25 protein-coding genes are annotated in these 23,699 nt (G+C 66.2%); 19 read left to right on the top strand and 6 right to left on the bottom strand.

The features are described from left to right. Positions 1 to 104: 104 nt before the first annotated feature. Entirely contained in the window at positions 105 to 446 is a 342-nt protein-coding gene (locus tag RBB18_RS03130) for a helix-turn-helix transcriptional regulator (protein WP_103761471.1), read from the top strand. Beyond that, positions 443 to 874, top strand: a complete 432-nt coding sequence (locus RBB18_RS03125; protein WP_306110576.1) for an SRPBCC domain-containing protein — start codon at positions 443 to 445, stop codon at positions 872 to 874. The genes RBB18_RS03130 and RBB18_RS03125 overlap by 4 nt, the downstream gene beginning before the upstream one ends. A 39-nt stretch (positions 875 to 913) precedes the next feature. Here the strand turns inward: RBB18_RS03125 and RBB18_RS03120 are convergent, their stop codons facing one another. From RBB18_RS03120 to RBB18_RS03100, 5 genes are all read right to left on the bottom strand, one after another. Next, a complete protein-coding gene (locus tag RBB18_RS03120; RefSeq protein ID WP_306110577.1) occupies positions 914 to 1,909 on the bottom strand; it encodes a molybdopterin-binding protein in 996 nt (331 codons plus the stop codon). After that, on the bottom strand, positions 1,906 to 2,874 hold the full coding sequence (locus RBB18_RS03115; RefSeq protein ID WP_306110578.1) for an XdhC family protein: 969 nt from the start codon (positions 2,872 to 2,874) through the stop codon (positions 1,906 to 1,908). Before RBB18_RS03115 ends, RBB18_RS03120 begins: the two co-directional genes overlap by 4 nt. 160 nt (positions 2,875 to 3,034) lie before the next feature. Next, positions 3,035 to 5,356 carry an OmpA family protein gene (locus tag RBB18_RS03110; protein ID WP_306110579.1) on the bottom strand — a complete coding sequence of 774 codons (2,322 nt, stop codon included), beginning with the start codon at positions 5,354 to 5,356 and terminating at the stop codon, positions 3,035 to 3,037. Positions 5,357 to 5,480: 124 nt separating this feature from the next. Continuing rightward, positions 5,481 to 6,734 carry a VWA domain-containing protein gene (locus RBB18_RS03105; protein ID WP_371931579.1) on the bottom strand — a complete coding sequence of 418 codons (1,254 nt, stop codon included), beginning with the start codon at positions 6,732 to 6,734 and terminating at the stop codon, positions 5,481 to 5,483. A 91-nt stretch (positions 6,735 to 6,825) separates the two neighbouring features. Further along, entirely contained in the window at positions 6,826 to 7,734 is a 909-nt protein-coding gene (locus tag RBB18_RS03100; protein ID WP_103761476.1) for a MoxR family ATPase, read from the bottom strand. A gap of 190 nt (positions 7,735 to 7,924) precedes the next feature. On the opposite strand from RBB18_RS03100, the gene RBB18_RS03095 reads away from it, so the two are divergent. From RBB18_RS03095 to RBB18_RS03025, 15 genes are all read left to right on the top strand, one after another. Next, positions 7,925 to 8,890 (top strand): phosphoadenosine phosphosulfate reductase, encoded by a 966-nt coding sequence (locus RBB18_RS03095; protein WP_306110581.1) that lies wholly within the window; start codon positions 7,925 to 7,927, stop codon positions 8,888 to 8,890. Positions 8,891 to 8,944: 54 nt separating this feature from the next. Further along, positions 8,945 to 9,982, top strand: a complete 1,038-nt coding sequence (pyrC, locus tag RBB18_RS03090) for a dihydroorotase (protein WP_306110582.1) — start codon at positions 8,945 to 8,947, stop codon at positions 9,980 to 9,982. A gap of 64 nt (positions 9,983 to 10,046) precedes the next feature. Then, a complete protein-coding gene (locus RBB18_RS03085) occupies positions 10,047 to 10,721 on the top strand; it encodes an orotate phosphoribosyltransferase (RefSeq protein ID WP_103761479.1) in 675 nt (224 codons plus the stop codon). Positions 10,722 to 11,012: 291 nt separating this feature from the next. Continuing rightward, positions 11,013 to 12,515 (top strand): replicative DNA helicase, encoded by a 1,503-nt coding sequence (locus tag RBB18_RS03080; RefSeq protein ID WP_103761480.1) that lies wholly within the window; start codon positions 11,013 to 11,015, stop codon positions 12,513 to 12,515. Between the two features lie 61 nt (positions 12,516 to 12,576). After that, on the top strand, positions 12,577 to 13,617 hold the full coding sequence (gene alr, locus RBB18_RS03075) for an alanine racemase (protein ID WP_274592023.1): 1,041 nt from the start codon (positions 12,577 to 12,579) through the stop codon (positions 13,615 to 13,617). Further along, complete coding sequence (locus RBB18_RS03070) at positions 13,614 to 14,399, top strand: ABC transporter permease (RefSeq protein ID WP_211286102.1); 786 nt, start codon at positions 13,614 to 13,616, stop codon at positions 14,397 to 14,399. Before alr ends, RBB18_RS03070 begins: the two co-directional genes overlap by 4 nt. Beyond that, on the top strand, positions 14,396 to 15,142 hold the full coding sequence (locus RBB18_RS03065) for an ABC transporter ATP-binding protein (protein ID WP_103761482.1): 747 nt from the start codon (positions 14,396 to 14,398) through the stop codon (positions 15,140 to 15,142). The genes RBB18_RS03070 and RBB18_RS03065 overlap by 4 nt, the downstream gene beginning before the upstream one ends. Before the next feature lie 164 nt (positions 15,143 to 15,306). Beyond that, positions 15,307 to 15,780, top strand: a complete 474-nt coding sequence (locus RBB18_RS03060; protein ID WP_274592025.1) for a paraquat-inducible protein A — start codon at positions 15,307 to 15,309, stop codon at positions 15,778 to 15,780. A gap of 114 nt (positions 15,781 to 15,894) precedes the next feature. Beyond that, positions 15,895 to 16,659, top strand: a complete 765-nt coding sequence (locus RBB18_RS03055; RefSeq protein WP_306110583.1) for a DNA repair protein — start codon at positions 15,895 to 15,897, stop codon at positions 16,657 to 16,659. Between the two features lie 66 nt (positions 16,660 to 16,725). After that, a complete protein-coding gene (gene radA / locus RBB18_RS03050) occupies positions 16,726 to 18,090 on the top strand; it encodes a DNA repair protein RadA (protein WP_103761485.1) in 1,365 nt (454 codons plus the stop codon). Between the two features lie 33 nt (positions 18,091 to 18,123). Then, complete coding sequence (locus RBB18_RS03045) at positions 18,124 to 18,720, top strand: CvpA family protein (RefSeq protein WP_103761486.1); 597 nt, start codon at positions 18,124 to 18,126, stop codon at positions 18,718 to 18,720. 7 nt (positions 18,721 to 18,727) lie between these two features. Further along, on the top strand, positions 18,728 to 19,174 hold the full coding sequence (locus tag RBB18_RS03040; protein WP_245890370.1) for a DMT family transporter: 447 nt from the start codon (positions 18,728 to 18,730) through the stop codon (positions 19,172 to 19,174). Between the two features lie 218 nt (positions 19,175 to 19,392). Then, positions 19,393 to 20,871, top strand: coding sequence for an amidophosphoribosyltransferase (gene purF, locus RBB18_RS03035; RefSeq protein WP_103761487.1), 1,479 nt, complete (start codon positions 19,393 to 19,395; stop codon positions 20,869 to 20,871). A gap of 153 nt (positions 20,872 to 21,024) precedes the next feature. Then, positions 21,025 to 21,288 (top strand): hypothetical protein, encoded by a 264-nt coding sequence (locus tag RBB18_RS03030; RefSeq protein ID WP_103761488.1) that lies wholly within the window; start codon positions 21,025 to 21,027, stop codon positions 21,286 to 21,288. A 3-nt stretch (positions 21,289 to 21,291) separates the two neighbouring features. Then, positions 21,292 to 21,750, top strand: coding sequence for a DUF1284 domain-containing protein (locus RBB18_RS03025; RefSeq protein WP_306110584.1), 459 nt, complete (start codon positions 21,292 to 21,294; stop codon positions 21,748 to 21,750). A gap of 134 nt (positions 21,751 to 21,884) precedes the next feature. On the opposite strand, the gene RBB18_RS03020 is transcribed toward RBB18_RS03025, so the two are convergent. Continuing rightward, the gene (locus RBB18_RS03020) at positions 21,885 to 22,454 is read right to left on the bottom strand and encodes a biotin transporter BioY (RefSeq protein WP_103761490.1); all 570 of its coding nucleotides are present in this window, start codon (positions 22,452 to 22,454) and stop codon (positions 21,885 to 21,887) included. Positions 22,455 to 22,654: 200 nt separating this feature from the next. Here RBB18_RS03020 and RBB18_RS03015 point away from each other — a divergent pair, with 200 nt between their 5' ends. Beyond that, positions 22,655 to 23,308 (top strand): SDR family oxidoreductase, encoded by a 654-nt coding sequence (locus RBB18_RS03015; RefSeq protein ID WP_306110585.1) that lies wholly within the window; start codon positions 22,655 to 22,657, stop codon positions 23,306 to 23,308. 250 nt (positions 23,309 to 23,558) lie between these two features. Next, positions 23,559 to 23,684, top strand: coding sequence for a hypothetical protein (locus RBB18_RS03010; RefSeq protein ID WP_274592028.1), 126 nt, complete (start codon positions 23,559 to 23,561; stop codon positions 23,682 to 23,684). The last annotated feature ends 15 nt before the right edge of the window (positions 23,685 to 23,699 follow it).

Below are 23,699 nucleotides of genomic sequence, written 5' to 3'. Positions count from 1 at the left end.
TCGTCTTACTTGCGCGCTCGCGGATCGGCTCGGGCGGCAGAAGACGCCGCCCTATCGTTCACCCAAATGGTTGACTAATATCCCGCACGATGTTATTCACCCATATGGATGAACAAGACTCACAGCAACGACTGACCGACATCCTCAAGGCCGCAGGCGACCCCACCCGCCGCGCCATCCTGACGCTTCTGGCGCAGCATGGACCGCTTCGGGTGACCGACATCGCCGCACGGTTCGACATAAGCCTCAATTCCGTCTCCAAGCACATCAAGGTGCTCGAAGGCGCGGGGCTGGTCACGCGCCGCACCGAATGGCGCGAGCACATGATCGAATTGCGGGTCGAGGAACTTGCCCATGTCGACCGCTGGTTCCGTGACTTGCGTTCGATCTGGGCCCTCCGGCTGGAGGCGCTCGACCATCTGCTCACACAGGAGACCGACCCATGACTGCCACCGAAAATGACCTCACCCTCACCGTCGAACGCGTGATCGACGCCACGCCCGAGCGCCTTTTCGATGCCTGGCTCGACCCCGACACCATGAAACGCTTCATCTGCCCCGGCGAGACCGTGGTGCCCCGCGCGTCCTCGGACCCGGTCGAGGGCGGACGGTTCGAGATCATCATGCGCAACGGCGACAAGGACCTGCCCCACACCGGCACCTACAAGGAAATTGACCGGCCCAACCGGCTGGTCTTCACCTGGGAAAGCCACGCGTCACGCGATGACAGCGAGGTCACCATCACCTTCACCCCCGGTCCGGGCGGCACGCGCGTGCAACTGACCCAGGTCCGCTTCGTCAGCGAAGAGCAGCGCGAAGGCCATCGCTGGGGCTGGACCGGCATCCTCGAAAAGCTGTCGCAACTGGACGGCTGAACCCGGGCGCCGGGCGGGCCCTGCCCCTGCCCGGCGTCCCTACCCGGCCTGTTTCCGCTGGCGCGGCTGCGGACGCGTCGGGATTTCCTTCAGCAGGCCGCCGACGCCCATCGCCGCGAAATCCGCCGCACCGATCGGCACCCCGCAGGCGACCCGCGCCAGCACCCAGTCCGCCCCGTGCAGAACCGGCGAGCGCGCGCTGTTGGGCAACCCGATCACGGGTCTCGCGCCCAGCCGCCCTGTGAACAGCAGGTTCCCCGGGTCGACCGGGATGCCGAACCGTTCCACCGTACCGCCCGCGCGCCGCAACGCCTCGGGTCCGGTGTCGCGCGGGTCCGATGTTGCCGACCCGGTCAGGATCAGCACCACCTCCCCCGTCGCCGACGACATTGCCTCGGCCAGAGCAGGCCCCTCATGCGGGCAACTCAGCGTCTGTTTCAGGCGCATTCCAAGGCCCGCAAGCCGCGTGCGGATCGCCTCGACCCCGCGCAGGCCAGGACCGTCCGCCGTGTCGCTCACGATAAGGCTGGCGCTCTCGTATTGCGGAGGGTGCAGCCGGATCGCGCCGCGCGCCGCCTCCGCCGCGCGGGCCAGCGCCTCTGCCGCCACCCCGTAAGAGATGATCTTGACCGTCGCCACCATCCCGCCGGGATGGGTCTGGAACCACGGCGCAACCGTGGCCAGCGTGATCATCGGGTCCAGCATGTTGGCCGCCGTGACCTTGGCGGCATCCACCGCGACCACGCCGGGCGCCTCGGCCACCAGGTTGACCCGACCCGTGAACGCCCGGCTGAGGGACATTCCCGTGGCGCCGTCCAGAACCGCCTCGGCCAACCGCGCGGCGGCGGCATCCTCGTGCAGGTCCTCCGGGTCCAGCGTGGCGACCACTACCTCGGTAAAACCCGCCGCGCGCAAACGTGCGATATCCGCTTCGGTCAGAACCTGCCCCTTGCGCAGGCGACCGTCCGGCAAATGCTCGCTATGCGCCAGGATCGCGCCCGCCGCCTCCGCCATCGCGACCGGTCCGAACTTCATCCGCCTTTCCTGAGCACTTGCGTCACCTCGGCCAGGATCGCCACGGCAATCTCGGACGGTCCCGCCGCGCCGATATCCAGCCCCACCGGCCCGTGGATGCGCGCGATCTGGTCAGGCCCGAAGCCTTTCTCCTCCAACCGCGCCACCCGCTTGGCATGGGTCCGGGTCGAACCCAGCGCGCCGATATAGAAAACATCCGACGCCAACGCCGCTTCCAGCGCCGGATCATCGAGCTTGGGGTCATGGGTCAGCAGCACCAATGCCGTGCGGCTGTCCAGGCCATGGGCCGCCACGGCCTCGTCGGGCCAGTCGTGCAGGATCACCTCGCCCGGGAACCGCGCCTCGCTGCCGAAACTTTCGCGCGGGTCGATCAGCAGCGGGTCGTATCCCGCCACCCGCGCCATCGGCACCAGCGCCTGGGCGATATGCACGGCGCCGACGATGATCATCCGCAACGGCGGATTGTGGATCGCCACGAAGGTCGTCCCATCCTCCTCGAACCCCGATCGGTCGGCGCGAAAGCGGTCTGCGTACCCCTCGCGCACCAGCCTGCGCTCGGCCTCCATGCCGGTGATATAAGCCACCGGCACCCGCGCCTCGCGCGCCAGCACCAGATCCTTCAGAAGTTCCACCGGCATCACCGTGCCCACCGGCTCCACCAGGACCCGGATCGTGCCGCCACAGGCCAGCCCCACGGCAAAGGCGTCGCCGTCGCTGACCCCGTATTCCAGCATCACGGGCGTGCCGTCCTCGATGGCATCCAGCGCTTCGGCCACCACCGCGCCCTCGACACAGCCGCCCGAGACCGATCCCTCGATCTCGCCTGCGCCGGAAATCGCCAACTGGCTTCCCACGCGCCGGGGCGCACTGCCCCAGGTTTCCACCACGGTGGCCAGCGCCGCGCCTATGCCGGCCTCGTGCCAGGCCAGTGCTGTCTCGGGGATCGTGTCGAACCGGTCGGTCATGGCCCCAATATGGGCCGGGTGCCCGGCTTTCACAAACGCAATTTCCGCTGCGGTCAACGCCCAGGAGTCTTCGTACGAAGAATCCTGGGCCTGCACCTCCCGCAACGAAAAAGCCCCCCGCCAATCGGCGAGGGGCCACTCCGTTTGATCAGTGCAAACGTCAGCTGTCGTTCAGCAGTCCGGTGATATTGCGGACCGCGGCGCGGCGGTTCTCGCGGATGTCACCGGCTTGGCGGATTTTCAGGTCCGCTTCGCCATACCCCTGCACGATCATGTTCGCCGGGGGCACGTCGAAATACTCGGTCAGGGCCAGCGCCACCGATTCCGCGCGGCGGTCGGACAGCGCCAGGTTGTTGCTGGCCGGACCGACCGTGTCGGTGTGACCTTCGATCAGGAACACCTGGCGCGGGTCTTCGGCGATGGCGTCGCGCATGGCGTTGCCCAGCACCGAAAGGTCCCTGGCCTCTTCGGGGCGGATCACCGCGCTGCCGGTCTCGAAGTTGACCGTATCAAGTGCGATCACCGGCACCTGGTGGCGCACCGCATCCACGAACCGCACCTGGTTCAGCGAATAGCGGCGTGTCGCAGGCGCGTCCCGGGTGGCCAGGATGGCCGTACGCAGCTCGTCTTCCGACGCGTTGGTGTAGTCGTACTCCTGTGCACGGGTGTCGGCCAATTGCTGCACGTTCACCGCCTCGACCTGGCGCGTATCGTCAAACAGCACCACCTGGTCCCCGTTGGGATAAACCTGCGTCCGGCGCAGCACACGGCCATCTGCGGAGCGGATGGTGATGGTCTGCGTGCCGTCCTGTGCCGTCACGGTGTTGCGGGTCGAGCCGTCGTCGAAAGTCTGCACGCGCACATCGCTACCCGGACGGCGCAGAAGCGCGTCGTCGTCCTTGATGATGCGATACCGACCGTTGTTTTCCACCACGACGCGGTCACCGCTGTTCGAGACCACGGTGCCGCCATCGTCAGTCACCTGCCCGATCGCATAGGCACCAAGCCCGATCGCCGCGGCGGCGGTCAGGATATCGCGCAGGTTCTCGTCGCGGTCATCGCTGGTCCGCGGCGTTCCGGCGGCCGGGGCCGTCTCGGTGTTGGTCGCGTTTTGCGCATCGCCGCCAACGGTCGTCTCGAATTCCTCGTCGGACGAGCGCGTGTTCTCCTCGGTAAGCGTCACCTCTTCGCTACTGACGGCCTCGGCATCGTCGTTGGCAGCAGCGGCGGCTGCGGCCTGCTCCTCGACCTGGGCGGCGGCTTCGGCCTGTGCCTGGGCCTGCGCTTCCGGGTCTTCATCGATCTGCGGTTCAGGCAAATCGGTCGTGGCCTGTTCCGTCGGCTGTTCGTCTGTCGCGGAATCGGTTGCTTCGCCGGTCTGCTGGGCGTTGGGTTCAGCTTCACCCTCGGCCTGTTCGGCCTCGAGCGCCTGCTGCAGCTCATCTTCTTCGGTCTGGGCCGTGTCGGCCGGCGCATCGCTCTCGGCCTGTTCGGTCTCCGCGGTCGCGGGGGCGTCCTGCGATTCCGCCTCGGCCCCTTCCGCCTCAAGCGCCTGCTGCAGCTCATCTTCTTCGGTCTGGGCCGTGTCAGCAGGCGCATCGCTCTCGGCCTGTTCGGTCTCTGCACTCGCGGGGGCGTCCTGCGTCTCGGCCTCAACTTCGGCCTGAGCGTTCGCATCCGTCTCGGCCTGCTCGGCCTCGAGCGCCTGCTCCAGTTCCTCTGTCTCTTCGGTGGCAGTGTCCGACGCAGCGGGCGCCTCGGTCTGGCTCTCGGCCTCAGCCGCGGCGGCGGCCTCTTCGTCCTGTTGCTGCTGCGCAGCCTCGGCTTGCGCGGCCTCTTCGTCCGCAGCCTGCGCTTCGGCCTCGGCAGCGGCCTGTTCTTCGGCGGCCTGTTCTTCGGCGGCCTCGGCAGCAGCCTGCTCCTCAGCGGCCTGCGCTTCTGCCTCGGCGGCGGCCTGGGCTTCCGCCTCGGCCTGGGCTTCGGCTTCAGCTGCCTGCTGCTCTGCGGCTTGCTGTTCGGCAGCTTGGGCCGCGGCTTCGGCTTCTGCGGCGGCCTGGGCTTCGGCTTCGGCGGCGGCCTCGGCTTCTGCTTCTGCATTGACGTCCGGCTGGACTTCCTCGACATCCGCCTGGGCGGTTTGCATCGTTTCTTCGGCCTGCTCCGATGCGGCGTCCATCTCCGATTCCGCAGCCGCTCCGATTGGAGACAAGTCTGCCACGACTTCGTTGATCTGCGCGTCGCTGCACGCCTCCGTGCCCTGAGAGCCACTGGCTTCGATCGCCCCGCAGAGGGCCAGCGTCTGGCGATCAACTTCGTTTTCGACCACGACGTCGAGGCCCGGCACGGCGCAGGGCAATTCGGAGCTTCCCGAACAAGTGGGCAAGTCGCCTGCGGCGGTCTGAGCCGCAAGCGGAAGCGGCGCGGTCTGGCCGATCGCAAGCGCGATGGCGGCGGTGGTGGATGTCAGCGTCAGTCGGCGCATATCTCTTCTCTCCCTAGATACGGATACCGCGAACTCGTGCGGCGTCACGGCCCAACGCCCGGCATGCCAGAGTGTTCCGATAAGGAGGGTGCGGCATCGGCGGAACCCCGCCGGTTCGCAGGAGTCAGAGAAGCGCCATCAACCGTGCCTTCTCGCCGCTATCGTGCGGCGCACTGATCGCAGCCGCCAGATCTTCCAGAGTCGCGATGGAATGACCGGCCCGAAACGCGTCCACATGGGGCAGCATGGCCCGGATGCCGGTGGCGCGCGGGGCGAACCCGTCCCAGCGCAACAGCGGGTTCAGCCAGATCAGGCGTCGCGACGACAGGTGCAGACGTTGCATCTCGCGGCCCAGGTCAAAGCTGTCGTCACGGTCCAGCCCGTCGGTGATCAGCAGGACGACCGCCCCCTGCCCGGTCACCCGCCGCGACCAGTCGCGGTTGAACGCGTGCAGGCAGGCCGCGATCCGCGTGCCACCCTCCCAGTCCTGCGCCTCGGCCCCGGCCGCGGCCAGCGCGGCATCCACGTCACGCGACGCCAAATGGCGCGTGATGTTGGTCAACCGTGTCCCGAAGGTGAAGGCATGCACCGCCGCCCAGCCCGCGCCTTTCTCGTTCGCCACGGCATGAAGGAAATGCAGAACCATCCGGCTGTACTGGCTCATCGAGCCGGAAATATCGCACAGCACCACCAGGTTGGGCCAGCGCGGACGCGGCTTTTGCACGTGGATGCGCCGCATCTCGCCCCCCTTCCGCATAGCCGCGCGCAGGGTCTTGCGCGCGTCGATCCGCGTGCCGGTCGTGGCAGGCATCCCCCGGCGCGAGGCGAAGGGTTTCACCGGCAGGCTCAGCCTGGCCAGCATCCGCTTGGCCTGGGCGATCTCGGCGGTGCTCATCTGTTCGAAATCCAGGGTCCGCAGCCGTTCCTCGCGGCTCATGGTCAGGGACGCGTCGATATCGATCTGCGTTTCCTCGTCGGCCTCTTGGCTGTCCGCCTCGGGCATCTCGGGCTCTATACCGTCCAAGAGCGCCTCGGCCGCGCGCTTCTCGGCCGCCTGCGCGCTGCGGTCCTCCTGCACGCCGCGGATGGCGGGCAGCATCATCGCCATCATGTGCTCCATGTAGCGCGGGTCGCGCCAGTAAAGGCGGAAGACCTGGGCAAAGACCGCCCGGTGTTCGGGCCGCGACACGAAACAGGCGCGCAGTGTGTAGAAGAAGTCCGAGCGCGAGGTGAACCCCGCCGCCTCGACCGCCCGGATGGCATCAATAACCCGACCCGGCCCCACCGGAACCCCGGCCTTGCGCAAGGCACGGGCAAAATGGGTGATGTTGTGGCCGAGCTTGGGATGCTCCGGCAGGTCGAGGTCGGGGTATTCCATCAACCGTCCCGGTTGGGGGCCAGCCCCCAAACACTCGTCAAATTGGGGGCCAGCCCCCAAACCCCCGGGATATTTCCGGCCAGAGGAAGACTCATGCCGGCTCCAACCCTGCCTTGGCCTCGTCGAGGATACGCTTGGCCTCGGACCCCTGCATTTTCTGGATGTCGTCCTGGTATTTCAGAATCGCGCCCAGCGTGTCGGCGATCACCTCGGGGCTCAGCGACATCACGTCCAGCGCCAGCAGGCACTTCGCCCAGTCGATCGTCTCGGCCACGCCGGGTTTCTTGAACAGGTCTTCCGTGCGCAGTTTCTGGACAAACGCCACCACCTCGCGGCTCAGCATTTCCGCCGCCTCAGGGGCGCGGGCCTGCAAAATCTCGATCTCGCGATCGAAACTGGGATAGTCGACCCAATGATAGAGACAGCGCCGCTTCAGCGCATCATGTACCTCGCGCGTGCGGTTCGAGGTCAGCACCACGATGGGCGGCTCGGGCGCGCGGATCGTGCCCAGTTCCGGAATCGTCACCTGGAAATCGCTCAGCGCCTCCAGCAGGAACGCCTCGAAAGGCGCGTCGGTGCGGTCGAGTTCGTCGATCAGCAGCACCGGCGCCCCGCCCTCCTGCGGGCGCATCGCCTGCAAAAGAGGGCGTTCGATCAGGAAATCCTCGGTGAACAACTCGTCTGTCAGCCGCTCGCGGTCCACGCCGCCACTGGCCTCGGCGGCGCGAATGGCAATCATCTGCTCGGCGAAATTCCACTCGTAGACAGCACTCGACGCATCCAGCCCCTCGTAGCACTGCAGCCGGATCAGCCTGCGCCCCAGCCCCGCCGCCAGCGCCTTGGCGATCTCGGTCTTGCCGACGCCCGCCTCGCCTTCCAGGAACAGTGGCCGGCCCAGGCGCAGCCCCAGGAAAACAACCGTCGCAAGGCTGCGCCCGCAGACATAATCCTGCCCGGCCAGCATCGCCTCCACGTCGTCGATGGATGTCAGTTCACTCATGCACGGCCTCCCTTGCCCATGCAGAACTGCACGGCATCCGCGCGTCGTCAAGGCCCAGCCCCCCGGGCGCGGCACGCCGCCGCCCCGCACAAACCCCATTAATTTTCCAAAGTTTTGCCCTTATTGCCCCCTAGCATACATTCCAATAACCCGTGCCAAGCGGGGAAACTCCGAGCTTCGAGGTCCGAGCATGAGCGCAGATTATCCCAAGGCGCTGGATACATCCCTGTCCGGGCTGGACTGGGAAGACTGGCTGGACAAGCTGGACGACGCCGCCGATGCCGACGGCTATGTCGAGCGCCTGGGTGGTGCCCATGCCGCCATCTTCATCGAGCACACGCCGACGCTACTGGTCACCTTCGAGGCCTTCCCCGCCCTGCGCGTGACGTCACCCGAGGCCCAGCCGCTGGGGTGGCAACTGGGCCGCGCGCTTGGCTGGTCACACCTCTGCCTGGCCAGCCAGACCGACAGCTGGTTCCGCGAGGGCCGCGTCTTCGGATTTTTCGACCGGCTGATCGACGACGGCTTCTTCGAAGAGTTCGACCAGGTGATCTTTTACGGGGCCGGCCCTGCCGGCTATGCCGCCGCCGCGTTTTCCGTGGCGGCTCCCGGTGCCCGTGTGCTGGCGATTCAGCCCCAGGCCACGCTCGACCCACGCATGAGCGAGTGGGACGAACGGTTCCGCCGTAGCCGCAAGCTCGATTTCACGTCCCGTTACGGCTATGCACCCGACATGCTGGACGCCGCTGACCGCGCCGTGATCCTCTACGACCCCGACATCGAGGAAGACGCGATGCATGCGGCCCTCTTCGCCCGCAGCAACGTCAGCCGCTACCGGATGCGGTACATGGGGCCGCGCCTCGATCGCGGTCTGATGCGCATGAACATCCTCCTGCGCTTCATCGCCCAACTCAGCGCCGGCAAGCTCGACACCGCCAGCCTCGCCCGGCTCTACCGGGCGCGGCGCACGGATGTCCCCTATCTCAAGGCGCTGGTGACCCGGCTCGAAGATGACGGCCGTCACTACCTGACCGCCCGCCTGGCCCAGCACGTAATGCGCACCACGCCCGGGCCGCGCTTCCGACGCGCTGTCCGCGCCGCCTACGACAAAGCCGAGGAACAGGGCATGCCGATGCCGCCGCGCGAAATCGACTGATCCACCGTCTGAGCCACTGGCGCAGCCGCGCGGGCTGTTGTAAGCCCTCGGGCCATGAGCCGGACCCTGACCATCCCCCGCCCCGACGACTGGCACCTGCACCTGCGCGACGGCGCGGTGCTGCGGGCCGTTCTGCCCGAGACGGCACGCCATTTCGGGCGCGCCATCATCATGCCCAACCTCGTGCCGCCCGTGGTCACCGGGGCCGACGCCGCCGCCTACCGCGACCGGATCATGAATGCGCTGCCCGCCGGCATGGATTTCACGCCGCTGATGACCCTCTACCTGACCGAGGAAACCGATCCCGAGGATGTTGCCGCCGCCCACGCCTCGGGCCTTGTGACGTCGGTCAAGCTCTACCCGGCCGGTGCCACCACCAACTCCGCTTCCGGCGTGCGCGATTTCGACCGCGTGCGCCCGGTGCTGGAAAAGATGGCCGAGATCGGCATGCCACTCTGCGTACATGGAGAGGTGACCGACGCCGACATCGACATCTTCGACCGCGAGGCGGTGTTCATCGACCGCGTGCTCGATCCGCTCCGCCGCGCCACGCCCGGCCTGCGCATCGTCATGGAACACATCACCACGCAGCAAGGCGTGGACTACGTCAAATCGAACGCCGAAAACCTCGGCGCCACCATCACCACGCATCACCTCGTGATCAACCGCAACCACATCCTCGTGGGCGGCATCAAACCGCATTATTACTGCCTGCCCGTCGCCAAGCGCGAGGAACACCGCCTCGCCCTGCGCGCCGCCGCCACCTCGGGCGACACTCGCTTCTTCCTTGGAACCGACAGCGCCCCGCACACCGACCCGAACAAGGAATCGGCCTGCGGCTGCGCGGGCTGCTTCACCGCCACCAACACGCTCTCGATCCTCGCCGAGGTGTTCGAACAGGAAGGCGCGCTGGATCGCCTCGCCGGTTTTACATCCGAACACGGCCCCGCCTTCTACGGCCTGCCCGTCAGCACCGACACGATCACGCTGACCAAGGGCGACCCTGTCGCCTATCCGCCCAAGATCGACACCGGAGACGGCCCCGTCACCCTGTTCGATGCGCAAATGCCGCTGCATTGGCGCGTCATCTGATCCTTCCTCTGGCCCCAAATAACCCCGCCGGAGGCTCCGGCGCTTTCCACCAAGGACCAACCGCATGATCCCCTCGACCTATCCCGACCAAGCCGAGATCGCCCGCCTAACCGCCCGGATGCTGCTGGAGATCGAGGCCGTGCACTTCAATGCCGATGAGCCCTTCACGCTAGCGTCGGGCCTGCCCAGCCCCACCTATATCGATTGCCGCAAGCTCATCTCCTTCCCGCGCATCCGCTCCACCCTGATGGATTTCCTGACCATCACCGTGATGCGCAATGCGGGCTTCGAGGCCTTCACCAACATCGCCGGGGGAGAGACCGCCGGCATCCCCTTCGCCGCGCTGGTGGCGGAACGCATGGCCCTGCCCATGACCTACGTGCGCAAAAAGCCCAAGGGCTATGGCCGCAACGCCCGGATCGAGGGCGCGATGACCGATAGCGATCGCGTGCTCCTGGTCGAGGATCTGACCACCGATGGCGGCTCCAAGCTCAGCTTCGTCGACGCCATCCGCGACACCGGTGCCACCTGCGGGCACACCGCCGTCATCTTCTATTACGGCATCTTCCCCGAAACTGAACAGACGCTGGGCGACCACGGCGTGGCGCTGCATTACCTCTGCACCTGGCGCGACGTGCTGGCCGAGGCGCGCGCCCAGGGCAGCTTTGACGCCGCCACGCTCGACGGCGTCGAATCGTTCCTCGACGATCCCCGCGCCTGGCAGGCCGCCCGAAGCTGACGCACGCCTGAGTCGCCCCTGTGCGGCCGCCGCAGACGCCGGTTTGTGAAAATTTTTTATCGTTGTGCTGACGCAACGGTAACTCGCCTCCGTCACACGAGCCGAACGATATCTTGACGCAACGCCTTGCCTGGGGGCAATATATTGTAGGGTCTGGATATCCACAGCGTATCCACATAAACATACCAGTTGCCACCGCGCAGGCCCGCTCGCTAAGAGACCAGCCTACGGGGACAGGCACGGCAGCGACACCGCACCGCAACCCGGGATCAGAGCAGTACGGGGGATAAAATGAGCGAAGTTGCGACCTTCAATGCGTCCGGCACACCGGCCGCCCCGGATGCGCAGACACCGGAAGCCCTGCCGCATTCCACCGAGGCCGAACAGCAGCTTCTGGGCGCGATCCTGACCAACAACGACATTTACGACCGTGTCGCCAACCTGATCGGCCCGCAGCATTTCTACGATCCGGTCCACGCTCGCATCTATGAGACCGCCGCCGCCCGCATCGCCAAGGGCAACCTCGCCTCGCCGGTCACGCTGAAGACCTTCCTCGAAGACGACGAGGGCCTGAAGGAACTGGGCGGCCCCGCCTATCTCGCCCGCCTCGCCGGTGCCGCCATCTCGGCCTTCGCCGCCCGCGACTACGCCCAGATGATCTATGACATGGCCATCCGCCGCGAGCTGATCGGTCTTGGCAACGACATCGCCGGCAAGGCCCAGCGCGCCGAGGTCGATCTCGAACCCCGCGACCAGATCGTCGAGGCCGAACAAAAGCTCTACAAGCTCAGCGAACAAGGCCAGTCCGAAACCGGATTTCAAAGCTTTCTCAGGGCCGTAACCGACGCTGTTAATGTCGCGAACGCCGCCTATCAGCGCGACGGCGGCCTTGCCGGCATCTCCACCGGGCTTGTCGACATGGACAAGAAACTGGGCGGCCTGCACAAGTCGGACCTTCTCATTCTCGCCGGGCGCCCCTCGATGGGGAAAACCTCGCTGGCCACCAACATCGCCTTCAACATCGCCAAGGCCTACAATCGCGGCACGCTGCCCGACGGCTCCGAAGGCGCGGTCGAGGGCGGCGTCGTGGGCTTCTACTCGCTGGAAATGAGCGCCGAACAGCTGGCCGCCCGTGTCCTGTCCGAGGCCGCCGAGGTGCCATCCGAACAGATCCGCCGCGGCGACATGACGGAAACCGAATTCCGCCGCTTCGTCGAGGCCGCCAAGACCCTCGAATCCTGCCCTCTCTACATCGACGACACGCCCGCCCTGCCCATCTCCCAGCTGGCCGCGCGGGCCCGTCGGCTGAAGCGGACGCACGGGCTGGACGTGCTGATCGTCGACTACCTTCAGCTTGTCCGCCCCGCGTCCGCAAAGGACAGCCGTGTGAACGAGGTCTCCGAGATCACGCAAGGCCTCAAGGCCATCGCCAAGGAACTCGACATCCCCGTGATCGCCCTGTCGCAGCTGTCGCGCCAGGTCGAATCCCGCGAGGACAAGCGCCCGCAGCTTTCCGACCTGCGCGAATCCGGCTCGATCGAACAGGACGCCGACGTCGTGATGTTCGTTTTCCGCGAGGAATACTACGCCGAGCGCGAGAAACCCTCCGACGACAAGCTGGAAGAGATCGCCGCCTGGCAGGAACGCATGGAGCGCCTGCACGGCCGCGCCGAGGTCGTCATCGGCAAACAGCGTCACGGCCCCATCGGCACCGTCGAACTCAGCTTCGAAGGCCAGTTCACCCGCTTCGGCAACCTCGCCAAACCGTGGCAGCAGGACGGCACCGAATTCTGAGCCGGCGCCTGGTCCGCCTTAGGGCTTGACCCCCCGGCCCATCCAGTCAAAACCACAGCCCATGAGTAGTTCCGGCAAGCTTACCATCGACCTCGACGCGCTGACAGGCAACTGGCGCGCGCTCGACGCGCAGACCGCCGTGGAAACCGCCGCCGTGGTCAAGGCCGACGGCTACGGCCTCGGCATGGCCCGCGTCGCCCGCGCCCTGGCCCGCGCGGGGGCCAACACTTTCTTCGTCGCCATACCCAAGGAAGGCGTGGAACTACGCCAGGCGCTCGGCCCGAAACCCGACATTCACGTCTTTTCCGGCCACATGGCCGGCGACACCGACATGATCTCGGACCTGGGCCTCACGCCCATGCTGAACACCACCGATCAGCTGATCCGCCATCTCGAGGCGCTGCCCGGCCACCCCTTCGGCATCCAGCTCGATTCCGGCATGAACCGGCTGGGGATGGAGCCCGCCGAATGGGCCGCCGTGCGCGACACGGTACTGGCCGCGAACCCGGTGCTGCTGATATCGCACCTTGCCTGCGCGGACGAGCCCGACCACCCGATGAACGCGCAACAGCTTGCCTGCTTCAGGGAGATGACCGACGGCACCGGCGTGCCGCGCTGCCTTGGCGCGACGGGCGGCGTGCTGATGGGGCCGGACTTCCACTTCGACATGACCCGTCCGGGCATTGGCCTTTACGGCGGTCTGCCCTTTGCCGACGCGCAGCCTGTCGTCACGCTCGACCTGCCGGTGATCCAGACCCGCCACCTGGAACCGGGCGAGACCGTGGGCTACGGCAACACCTTCACGGCCACGCGCGAAACCCGCATCGCCACCGTGTCCGCGGGCTATGGCGACGGCATTCACCGCATCATGGGCCCCAAGACCGTGCTTTACGCCGACGACACGCCCTGCCCGGTGGCGGGCCGTATCTCGATGGACTCGATCTCGGTCGACATCACGGATCTCGGCTTTGATCCCAAGTGGCTCCGTATCCTGGGCGCGGAGCAGACCGTCGACGACCTCGCCGACAACGCCGGCACCATCGGCTACGAGATCCTGACCGCGATGGGCGCGCGCTACGACCGGCTCTATACCGGCGGATGAGCCTGGTCCTGTCGCCCCTCGCCGCGCTCGGGCGCAACACGCTGGCGGCGCTGGCGATGCTGGGGCGGATCACGCTCTTCGCCCTCTCGACCTTCAGCCACATCCTGCGCCCGCCCTACTACCCGCGAGAGGTGTTCAACGCGCTGATGCAGGTGGGCTGGCTGTCGCTGCCCGTGGTGGGCCTCACGGCCATCTTCACCGGCGGCGCGCTGGCCTTGCAGATCTACTCCGGCGGCGCGCGTTTCAACGCCGAGGCCGTGGTGCCCCAGATCGTCGCCATCGGCATGGTGCGCGAACTGGGCCCCGTCTTGGTCGGCCTGATGATCGCCGCCCGCGTCACGTCCTCGATCGCCGCCGAAATCGCCACCATGAAGGTGACCGAGCAGATCGACGCGCTCGTCACCCTATCGACCCACCCGATGAAATACCTGGTCGGCCCCCGCGTGCTGGCCGCCCTCGTCACCGTCCCGCTGCTGGTCGGCGTGGGCGACATCATCGGCATCCTGGGCGGCTACACCGTGGGCGTGCAGAACCTCGGCTTCAACGCCGCCACCTATATCCAGAACACCGTGGATTTCCTCGAACCGCTCGATATCGTCTCGTCCCTCGTCAAGGGCGCGGTTTTCGGCGTCATTGCCGCCGTCATGGGCTGCTACTACGGCATGAACTCGGGCCGCGGCGCGCAGGGCGTCGGCCGCGCCACAAAGGGCTCGGTCCAGGCCGCCGCCATCCTCATCCTCGCCGCCAACTTCCTGCTGACGGGGGTGTTCTTCTCGGTATGATCGAGCTTTCGGATGTTCATAAGTCCTTCGGCGACAACCACGTCCTGCGCGGCGTGAACCTGTCGATTCCCAAGGGCACGTCGATGGTCATCATCGGCGGCTCCGGCACCGGCAAATCCGTGGTCCTGAAATGTATCCTCGGCCTCATCCAGCATGACAGCGGCCTGATCACCCTCGACGGCCAGGACGTCACCAAGGGCGACCGCGACGCCTTCCTCGCCCGCTTCGGCATGCTCTTTCAGGGCGGCGCGCTCTTCGACTCGCTGCCCGTCTGGCAGAACGTCGCCTTCCGCCTTTTGCGCGGCTCGCTCAAGCGCCCCTGGGCGGAGGCGCGCGAGATCGCCATCGAAAAACTGCGCCGCGTCGGCCTCACCCCCGAGCAGGCCGACAAGTACCCCGCCGAACTCTCTGGCGGCATGCAGAAACGCGTCGGATTGGCCCGCGCCATCTGCGCCGAGCCGGAAATCATCTTCTTTGACGAGCCCACCACCGGCCTCGACCCGATCATGTCGGGCGTCATCAACGAGCTGATCCGCGAGATCGTGGTCGAGATGGGCGCGACCGCCATGACCATCACCCACGACATGACGTCGGTGCGCGCCATAGCCGACAACGTGGCCATGCTCCACGGCGGCAAGATCCGCTGGACCGGACCGGTCTCCAGCATGGACAATTCCGGCGATCCCTATCTGGAGCAGTTCATCACCGGCTCCGCCGAGGGTCCGATCGAAGCGGTCCGCTAACCGCCCGGCAAAACTTTTCTGAAAAGTTTTGGCAAAAGTCTTTTCAAGACTTTTGGTGCATCGACGCAGAGCCCGCCACGCTCCATTCCGTTTTCCCCTTACACCGCGCTTGCCATAGCGACCCGGCCCTCTTAGCTCTGGACCATTCCAGTAAAAGGCCATTCATGCTCAAATACCTCAACCTGACCCTGCTGGTCCTTTTTCCCGTCGCCTGGTTCGCCCCGCTGATGCGCGCCGGTCTTCTGCCGCTCTTCGGCCTTTCCGAGATTTCCGTCATCACCGGGCTTCAGTCCCTCTGGGACAGCGACGTCTTTCTCGCCCTCATGGTCACCTTCTTCGCGCTCTTCGCGCCCTACGTGAAAACCATCGGTCTCGCCCTGATCCATTTCGGCCTCCTGCGCCGCAAGACCCTGCCGGCGCTGCAAATCCTCGGCAAACTCGCCATGGCCGACGTCTTTCTCGTGGCCCTCTACATCACGCTGACCAAGGGCATCGGGGTTGGCCGGATCGAGACCGCCTGGGGGCTTTACCTCTTCACAGCCTGCATCCTCGCCTCCATCGCCATCGGACATTTCACCGAAAAAGGTGCTAAGCGTGCGGGAACCAATACGAATTCCAGGGCGTTGCCCGATGAATAAAGGCCGTTGCAGGTCCATGCCTGTCCTGATTTCCCGAAAATTTCAGTAGGCGATTTGCAAAAATCGGCGTAAACTTGCCGATATTGCATTGGCAACACTTTCTGGGGGGAAGTGATGACCGACACCATTCGTTCGATTTTTTTAATCGCCCAAGTCTTTCTCAACCGCCTTGCCGTGGCCGTTTTCGCCCTGGCCGCGCTTGCACTGGCCCTAGCGACCATCCTCGCCGCGTTCGGCATTCTGCCCTGGCTTGAGTTTCAGGTCAGCTTCGGCGGGCAGATCTATGAAAACGCCGGACAAATTGCACAGATCGGCTTGACCGTTCTCGCCGTTCTCCTGTGCTTTTACCTGCCCACCAACGCCCGCGTCATGGCGCTGGAAAACTCGCACCGCCGCTTTCACATGAACATGCATGACGTCACGCAGGCCTATTCCGCCGCGCATGCCGCCGACCGGGCCGGCATGTTCCGGATCCAGTCCGAGTTCGACGCCGTACGAGAACGCCTCGCCTACATGCGCGAGCATCCCGACCTGGAATCGCTGGAGCCGCAGATCATGGAGGTCGCGGCCCAGATGTCCTACATCAGCCGCGACTTGGCCGAGGTCTATTCCGACGACAAGGTCGACCGCGCCCGCGCCTTCCTCAAGCAGCGCCAGCAGGAGGTTGAGCAGTTCAACAAGCGTCTCGACCACGCCAAGGCCGTCGGCGTCCGGCTCAAGCAATGGGCCCAGGATGTCGATATGGAGGAAAGCGTCGCGGTCAGCCAGCTTGAACGCCTGCGCGACGACCTGCGCCCGATCCTGCCCGAACTGGGCTACGAGGAGGTCTCGGGCATGGACGGCACCGTGGTCGGCCTGCCCCAGCGCGCCGCCGAGTAACCGCCGCGCGGGCGCCGCAACGCGAAGGCGTTTGACCGCGCCCCGCGCTTGGGGCATGACCCCGCCATGGGAAAAACCGCCTCCTTCACCTGCACAGCCTGCGGCGCCGTCCACTCCAAGTGGTCCGGCCGCTGCGACGCCTGCGGCGAATGGAACACGATCATCGAAGAGGCCCCCCTGTCCGCCGGCCCGGCCTCCAAGTCGCTCGGCGCCAAACGCGGCAACGCCATCGCGCTCAGTGACCTCTCCACCGCCGAAGCGCCCCCGCCGCGCACCCATTCCGGCATCGCAGAGCTTGACCGCGTCCTCGGCGGCGGTCTCGTGCCCGGCTCGGCCACGCTGGTGGGCGGCGATCCCGGCATCGGCAAGTCCACGCTGCTGCTGCAGGCCGCCGCTCGTTTCGCCCAGGCCGGCCTGCAAACCGTCTATGTTTCGGGCGAAGAGGCCAGCGCCCAGGTCCGCATGCGTGCCCAGCGCCTCGGCCTTGGCGACGCGCCCGTGAAACTGGCCACCGCCACCGCCCTGCGCGACATCATCACCACGCTCGACCGCGACACGCCCCAGCTGGTCATCATCGATTCGATCCAGACCATGTGGGCCGACAATGTCGACAGCGCGCCCGGCTCGGTCGCGCAGGTCCGCGCCGCCGCGCACGAGCTTGTCACCTTCGCCAAGCGCAAGGGCTGTTCCGTCATCCTGGTGGGCCACGTCACCAAGGAAGGCCAGATCGCCGGCCCGCGCGTCGTCGAACACATGGTCGATTCGGTGCTTTATTTCGAAGGCGAGCGCGGCCACCAGTTCCGCATCCTGCGCGCGGTCAAGAACCGCTTCGGCCCCGCCGACGAGATCGGCGTGTTCGAGATGACGGGCAGCGGCCTCGCCGAGGTCCCCAACCCCTCCGCGCTCTTTTTGTCGGGCCGCGGCGACCCGTCGCCCGGCTCGGTCGTCTTCGCCGGCATCGAGGGCACCCGCCCCGTGCTGGTGGAAATGCAGGCGCTCGTCGCCCCCACGCCCCATTCCCAGCCGCGCCGCGCCGTGGTGGGCTGGGACGGCGCCCGCCTCGCCATGATCCTCGCCGTGCTCGAGGCCCGCTGCGCCGTGCCCTTCGCGGGGCTCGATGTCTATCTCAACGTCGCCGGCGGCATCCGCATTTCCGAACCCGCCGCCGACCTTGCCGTCGCCGCGGCCCTTCTCAGCGCGCGCGAAGACACCGCTTTGCCCGCCGACTGTGTCCTTTTCGGCGAAATCTCTCTGTCCGGCGCCCTCCGCCCGGTGTCCCAGACAGAAAACAGGTTGAAAGAAGCCGCAAAACTTGGTTTTAGCTCCGCAATCATTCCCGCCGGGGGCAAGACCGGCGGAACGGGGGGTCTGTCGCTCAACCAGATCAGCGACCTGACCAGCTTCGTAGGTGAGATTTTCGGCGCCGGGTAGCGCGCCCAACCAAAGGTAAAACAGGACGCGCTCATGGAAGGCTTCACCATCATCGACGGGATCGTCGCGCTGATCATCGTGCTGTCGGCACTCCTCGCGTATTCGCGCGGCATCGTGCGCGAGCTTCTGGCCATCGCCGGCTGGATCGTCGCCGCCATCCTCGCTTTCCTCTTCGCACCGCAGGTCGAACCGCTGGTCAAGGAAGTCCCCGTGGTGGGCGATTTCCTCGCCGACACCTGTGCGCTCTCCATGCTGGCCGCCGCGGCGGCGATCTTCGCCGTCACCCTCATCGTGACCTCGCTCATCACCCCGCTCTTCTCCTCTGTCGTGCAACGCTCTGCCCTGGGCGGCATCGACCAGGGCCTCGGGTTTCTCTTCGGCGTGGCGCGCGGCATCCTCCTGGTGGCCATCGCCTATTTCGTCTACGAAACGGTCGTCACCAGCCAGGATATCGAGATGATCGACGACAGCCGCTCGGCCCGCGTCTTTGCCCAGCTCACCTCAAAGGTCGAGGACGGCAACCCCGAACAGGCCCTGGGCTGGATCACCCAGAAATACGAGGACCTGGTCAGCGCCTGCGACGCCCCGGCGGATCCCGTCGACCCGCAGCCCACCGAGACCGGGCAATAGGCGCCGCTTGCCTTCCGCCCCCCTCTTCGCGGCGATCCTGATCGCCGTCTGCGGCTCCTTCATCGCGATGCAGGCGCCCATCAACGCGGCGCTCAGCAAAAGCATCGACAGCACGCTGGCGGCGGCGACCATCTCCTTCGGCGTGGGCTTTTTCATCCTGCTCGTGATCACGCTCCTCTCCGGCGAAGGTCCCGGTCTGGCCCGCATCCCCTCGGTGCCGAAAGTCCTGCTGATCGGCGGTGCGCTCGGCGCCGTCTACGTTTGGGCGGCGCTTTGGGCCGTGCCCCTTCTGGGCGTGCTGACAACCACGACGGCCCTGATCCTCGGCCAGATGGTCGCAGCCCTGCTGCTGGACTATTTCGGCGCCTTCGGCCTCGCCCCGCGCGACGTGTCGCTGCAACGCGTGGTCGCGGCCCTTCTGGTCGCCGCCGGTGCGATCCTGTCGCGGTATTGACGCCCCCCAATCCCGTGCGGCGCCCTTTCATCGTTCTTCAAATACTCAAAATTGCCCGGCCGGGATCAGGCCATCGCCCCGAAAAACCGTCGCCCAATCAACACGTCACGTCACGACATCAGATTTTACATGATAGTTTCGTGACATATCCCCCGCGAGCCACTATCTAGAGGCTCAAGCGTCCACGGATTCGGAGCTGCCCCTTGTCCGACAAGCAAATGCCCCCTGCCCATCCTTTCGACTTCGACGCGGTGCGCGACACCGGCGACGAGGACAAACTGCGCGAGGAGTGCGGCGTCTTCGGGGTGATCGGCGTCACCGACGCCGCCAATTTCGTCGCCCTCGGCCTGCACGCCCTGCAACACCGCGGCCAGGAGGCCGGCGGCATCGTCAGCCACGATGCCGAGGAAGGCTTCAACTCCGCCCGTCGATTCGGCTACGTGCGCGACAACTTCACCCGGCAAAGCCTGATGGAAACCTTGCCCGGCCCGCTTTCGATCGGGCACGTCCGGTATTCCACCGCGGGCGGCAAGAACCCGGTGATCCGCGACGTGCAGCCTTTCTTCGGTGAATTCGCCATGGGTGGCGCGGCGATTGCCCATAACGGCAACATCACCAACGCGAACGCGCTGCGGCGCGAACTGATCGAGCGCGGCTCGATCTTCCAGTCGAATTCCGACACCGAGTGCATCATCCACCTGATGGCCCGCTCGCTGCAACGCAATATTCCAGAACGCATGGAAGACGCCCTGCGCCGCGTCGAGGGCGCGTTTTCCATCGTCGCCATGACCCGCACCAAGCTCATCGGCGTGCGCGACCCGCTGGGCGTCCGCCCGCTGGTCCTCGGCCAAGTCGGCGACGGCTGGGTGCTCAGTTCCGAAACCTGTGCGCTCGACATCATCGGCGCCCGTTTCGTGCGCGAAATTGAACCGGGCGAGATGGTCGTCATCAACGAGAACGGCGTCGAAAGCCACCGCCCCTTCCGCCCGCGCCGCTCGCGCTTCTGCATCTTCGAACATGTCTATTTCTCGCGCCCCGATTCCATCATCGGTGGCCGATCGGTCTATGAAACCCGCCGCCAGATCGGCGTGGAGCTGGCCAAGGAAAGCCCGGTCGACGCCGATCTCGTCTGCCCGGTGCCCGATTCCGGCACCCCCGCCGCCATCGGCTATAGCCAGGAAAGCGGCATCCCCTACGCCATGGGCATCATCCGCAATCAGTACATGGGCCGCACCTTCATTGAGCCGACAGAGCAGATCCGCAACATGGGCGTCCGGCTCAAGCTCAACGTCAACCGCGCCCTGATCGAGGGCAAGCGCGTGATCCTCGTCGACGACAGCGTGGTGCGCGGCACCACCTCGCGCAAGATCAAGGAGATGATCCTCGACGCCGGCGCGGCCGAGGTGCATTTCCGCATCGCGTCGCCCCCCACGGCCTGGCCCTGCTTCTACGGTGTCGACACCCCCAACCGCGAGAAATTGCTGGCCGCCACCATGTCCGAGGACGAGATGCGCGACCACCTCGCCGTGGACAGCCTCAAGTTCATCTCGCTTGACGGTCTCTACCGCGCCGTGGGCGAGGCCAAGGGCCGCGACACAGGCTGTCCGCAATATTGCGACGCCTGCTTCTCGGGCGACTACCCGGTGGAACCTTCCGACCAGATTGAAAAGGGCTTCGAACTGAAGGCGGCGGAATAACGAGGCCGCCTGCACCGGCTTGTAAGCGTCCCTCCGCCAGTCTGATGCTGCAACGCAGCGCCATTCCGCCGATGCTTGAAAACCTGGGTTTTCATTGCCCCGAGTCGCCCTTAGGGCCTGCGCGTTCACCCGTGCAACGCAAGCAGGCAAGAAATGGCATCCGAGACCGACACACCCCGCGAAACACTCGAGACGGCGACCGACAAGAACGCGCTCCCCTCGGGGCGCCTCGCGCTGCTCGGAACCTTCATGAAACCCGATGGCGACCGCGCGCTCATCCGCACCGCCTCGGGCAAGATCGCGACCGTCACCAAGGGCACCACGATCGGCAACGCCAAGGTGATCGCCATCGAGGAGGGCAGGCTCGTGCTCATGCGCGGCACCAACACCACGACGCTGGAAATGCCGCGCGGCTGAGGCTTGACCGCACCCGGTCCGACAGGGCACACGCCCGACATGGACGATACGCCGCTTCGCTACCGCCCGCATCATTTTCTCTGCTCGCTGGGATTCCAGGGCAAGGGCTATTCCGACGCGTTCACCGCCAACATGGCCCGCATCGTCGACGACCGCCTGCGCGCGCCCGGCGGCAATGACGTGGCGATCGAGGTCGTCGGCGCCACCGACGACATCTGCGCGCCCTGCCCCAAGCGGCGCGGCACGCTCTGCACCTCGCAAGCCAAGATCGCCACGCTCGACACCCGCCACGCCGGCGCGCTCGGCCTTTCCGTGGGCACTTGCCTCACGTGGGGCGAAGCCAAGCAGCGTATCAAGGCAAACGTCCTGTCCGGCGCCCTGACGCAGCTCTGCGCAGGCTGCCAATGGCTCGACCTCGGGCTGTGCGAAGCCGCTCTGAAAAAGCTTCACGAAAGCGCCTGAGCCGTTTTCTACTCAGGAAACACCCCGGAAAATACGCATTTTCCGGCACAGAATTTGCGCAAATTCTGCCCCGCCCAAACGCAAAGCGCCGCCCCGATCCGGGACGGCGCTAGAAAACTCTTGTCCGTCGGATCTTAGCCCTTGCGCGCCTGCAACGCCTTCCAGCCGCCCCAGACGACCATCGCCGCGATCACGGCCTTGACCGCGTCACCCAGCAAGAACGGCGCCATCCAGCCGGCCCAAAGGTCGGGCATCGTCGTGCCCATCACCATTGCCGGCCATGCCAGCCCGGGCACATACAGAAGCGCCGAGATCGCCATGGCGATCACCGCAGTCGACACGACACCCCGCGCCAGACCCTTTTCCACGGCCAGACCGGCCAGGAACGCCATCGCTGCAAAGCCAAAAAGGAAACCAGCCGTCGGCCCCATCAGCGCCGCAACCGAGGCACCGTTGGCAAAGACCGGCAGGCCCATCGCGCCATAACCCAGGTAGGTGACCAGCGTCGCCAGCCCCAGCTGCGAGCCGAAGGTCAGCCCGACGATCAGGATCGCCAGCGTCTGCAATGTCATCGGTACCGGGAAGAACGGGATGCTCACCTGCGCGGCCATCGCGATGAACAGCGATCCGCCGATCACCAGCCCCAGTTTTTTCGTCAGACCTTCGTGGCCGATCACGGCCTTGCTCAAAACGGTATCCGCCATGGCGCTGTCCTTTCCTGTCTCGTTTCACCCGCCTTTCTTGGCGCCGCGGCACCAAGTGTCAAGACATTATAACGCCCGGCTCTCCCTATGACACATCGACGAAAGGCTGGGCGCGCGCCCGCGGCACCATCCCCGACGCCAGGCGTCGGCCCGACGCTTTACACTTGATATTGCCCGGCCGGGATGAGATTTGGCAGGGCATGGAAAACGCACCCTCTCGCAAACTGGCCCTGGTGACCGGCGCCTCCCGCGGCCTCGGCGCGGCCCTCGCCCAGACGCTTGCCCCGACCCACCACATCGTCGCCGTGGCCCGCACCACCGGCGCGCTGGAAGAGCTCGACGACCGCATAAAGGCGCAGGGCGGCGACGCGACGCTGGCGCCCATGGACATCAACACCGAGGCCGCCATGGCCCAGCTCTGCCGGTCGATCTACGACCGCTGGGGCGCGCTCGACCTCTGGGTGCACACGGCCGTTCACGCCGCCCCGATGACGCCCACGCACCAGATCGACGCCAAGGACTGGCGCAATTCGCTCAACACCAATGTCGACGCTGTCGCCCGCCTGATCGGCTTTGTCAGCCCGCTTCTGGGCGAGACCGGCCGCGCCGTCTTCTTCGACGACCCCCGTGCCGGACAGAAATTCTTCGGCACCTATGGCGCCACCAAGGCCGCCCAGATCGCGCTGGCCCGCAGTTGGCAGGCCGAGACCGTCAAACTCGGGCCGAAGGTGCAGGTGCTCGACCCCGGCCCCATCGCCACCGCGACCCGTGCCCGGTTCTTCCCCGGCGAGGACCGCGACGCCCTGCCCACCGCCCCCGACGTGGCCGCGCGGCTACTGCCCGAGATCCTGTAGCACCCGACAGGCTTGGTCGCGCCCATCCGGCAAGTGCCGGCACACGGGCCTGTCTCCTTGGAAAACCGGTGCGCAAACACGCCAGATAGCCCTGTAGCACGGGCGGCAGCCCCATTGCGCCCCAAACAGATACATCATAAAAACCACGACTTGCCTGTTTCTTGCGGAAATTACTGCGTTTCCCTGAAACTTTCCGCCAGCCCGTTCCGTCTGTTCGTTCGCGGGGGCGCAGAAAGACAGGAAACCACGGATGCGCATTCTTATCAGTGTTCTGACAAAACGCAGCCGACAGGCTGAAGCACCGGCCGAAGAAGCATCGTCGCGGATCACACGCGACGAGATCGCCAGCCTTTTCGCCGCAGAGCTCAGCTACTGAGGTCGGCGGCCTGCC

It is taken from the genome of Roseovarius sp. MMSF_3298 (assembly GCF_030733705.1).
GTDB classification, from domain to species: domain Bacteria; phylum Pseudomonadota; class Alphaproteobacteria; order Rhodobacterales; family Rhodobacteraceae; genus Roseovarius; species Roseovarius confluentis.
Note: the sequence above shows the minus strand (reverse complement) of the source record. Positions and strands in the feature narration are given on the sequence as shown.

What these genes read in the sequence shown, in the direction of transcription:
- RBB18_RS03100 (WP_103761476.1), bottom strand. Translation starts at nt 7,734, where the DNA reads ATGAGTGAACTGACATCCATCGACGACGTGGAGGCGATGCTGGCCGGG.
- RBB18_RS03125 (WP_306110576.1), top strand. Translation starts at nt 443, where the DNA reads ATGACTGCCACCGAAAATGACCTCACCCTCACCGTCGAACGCGTGATC.
- RBB18_RS03095 (WP_306110581.1), top strand. Translation starts at nt 7,925, where the DNA reads ATGAGCGCAGATTATCCCAAGGCGCTGGATACATCCCTGTCCGGGCTG.
- RBB18_RS03085 (WP_103761479.1), top strand. Translation starts at nt 10,047, where the DNA reads ATGATCCCCTCGACCTATCCCGACCAAGCCGAGATCGCCCGCCTAACC.
- RBB18_RS03045 (WP_103761486.1), top strand. Translation starts at nt 18,124, where the DNA reads ATGGAAGGCTTCACCATCATCGACGGGATCGTCGCGCTGATCATCGTG.
- pyrC (WP_306110582.1), top strand. Translation starts at nt 8,945, where the DNA reads ATGAGCCGGACCCTGACCATCCCCCGCCCCGACGACTGGCACCTGCAC.
- RBB18_RS03030 (WP_103761488.1), top strand. Translation starts at nt 21,025, where the DNA reads ATGGCATCCGAGACCGACACACCCCGCGAAACACTCGAGACGGCGACC.
- RBB18_RS03015 (WP_306110585.1), top strand. Translation starts at nt 22,655, where the DNA reads ATGGAAAACGCACCCTCTCGCAAACTGGCCCTGGTGACCGGCGCCTCC.
- RBB18_RS03105 (WP_371931579.1), bottom strand. Translation starts at nt 6,734, where the DNA reads ATGGAATACCCCGACCTCGACCTGCCGGAGCATCCCAAGCTCGGCCAC.
- RBB18_RS03060 (WP_274592025.1), top strand. Translation starts at nt 15,307, where the DNA reads ATGCTCAAATACCTCAACCTGACCCTGCTGGTCCTTTTTCCCGTCGCC.
- RBB18_RS03020 (WP_103761490.1), bottom strand. Translation starts at nt 22,454, where the DNA reads ATGGCGGATACCGTTTTGAGCAAGGCCGTGATCGGCCACGAAGGTCTG.
- RBB18_RS03115 (WP_306110578.1), bottom strand. Translation starts at nt 2,874, where the DNA reads ATGACCGACCGGTTCGACACGATCCCCGAGACAGCACTGGCCTGGCAC.
- RBB18_RS03120 (WP_306110577.1), bottom strand. Translation starts at nt 1,909, where the DNA reads ATGAAGTTCGGACCGGTCGCGATGGCGGAGGCGGCGGGCGCGATCCTG.
- RBB18_RS03080 (WP_103761480.1), top strand. Translation starts at nt 11,013, where the DNA reads ATGAGCGAAGTTGCGACCTTCAATGCGTCCGGCACACCGGCCGCCCCG.
- alr (WP_274592023.1), top strand. Translation starts at nt 12,577, where the DNA reads ATGAGTAGTTCCGGCAAGCTTACCATCGACCTCGACGCGCTGACAGGC.
- RBB18_RS03070 (WP_211286102.1), top strand. Translation starts at nt 13,614, where the DNA reads ATGAGCCTGGTCCTGTCGCCCCTCGCCGCGCTCGGGCGCAACACGCTG.
- purF (WP_103761487.1), top strand. Translation starts at nt 19,393, where the DNA reads ATGCCCCCTGCCCATCCTTTCGACTTCGACGCGGTGCGCGACACCGGC.
- RBB18_RS03110 (WP_306110579.1), bottom strand. Translation starts at nt 5,356, where the DNA reads ATGCGCCGACTGACGCTGACATCCACCACCGCCGCCATCGCGCTTGCG.
- RBB18_RS03130 (WP_103761471.1), top strand. Translation starts at nt 105, where the DNA reads ATGGATGAACAAGACTCACAGCAACGACTGACCGACATCCTCAAGGCC.
- RBB18_RS03010 (WP_274592028.1), top strand. Translation starts at nt 23,559, where the DNA reads ATGCGCATTCTTATCAGTGTTCTGACAAAACGCAGCCGACAGGCTGAA.
- radA (WP_103761485.1), top strand. Translation starts at nt 16,726, where the DNA reads ATGGGAAAAACCGCCTCCTTCACCTGCACAGCCTGCGGCGCCGTCCAC.
- RBB18_RS03065 (WP_103761482.1), top strand. Translation starts at nt 14,396, where the DNA reads ATGATCGAGCTTTCGGATGTTCATAAGTCCTTCGGCGACAACCACGTC.
- RBB18_RS03055 (WP_306110583.1), top strand. Translation starts at nt 15,895, where the DNA reads ATGACCGACACCATTCGTTCGATTTTTTTAATCGCCCAAGTCTTTCTC.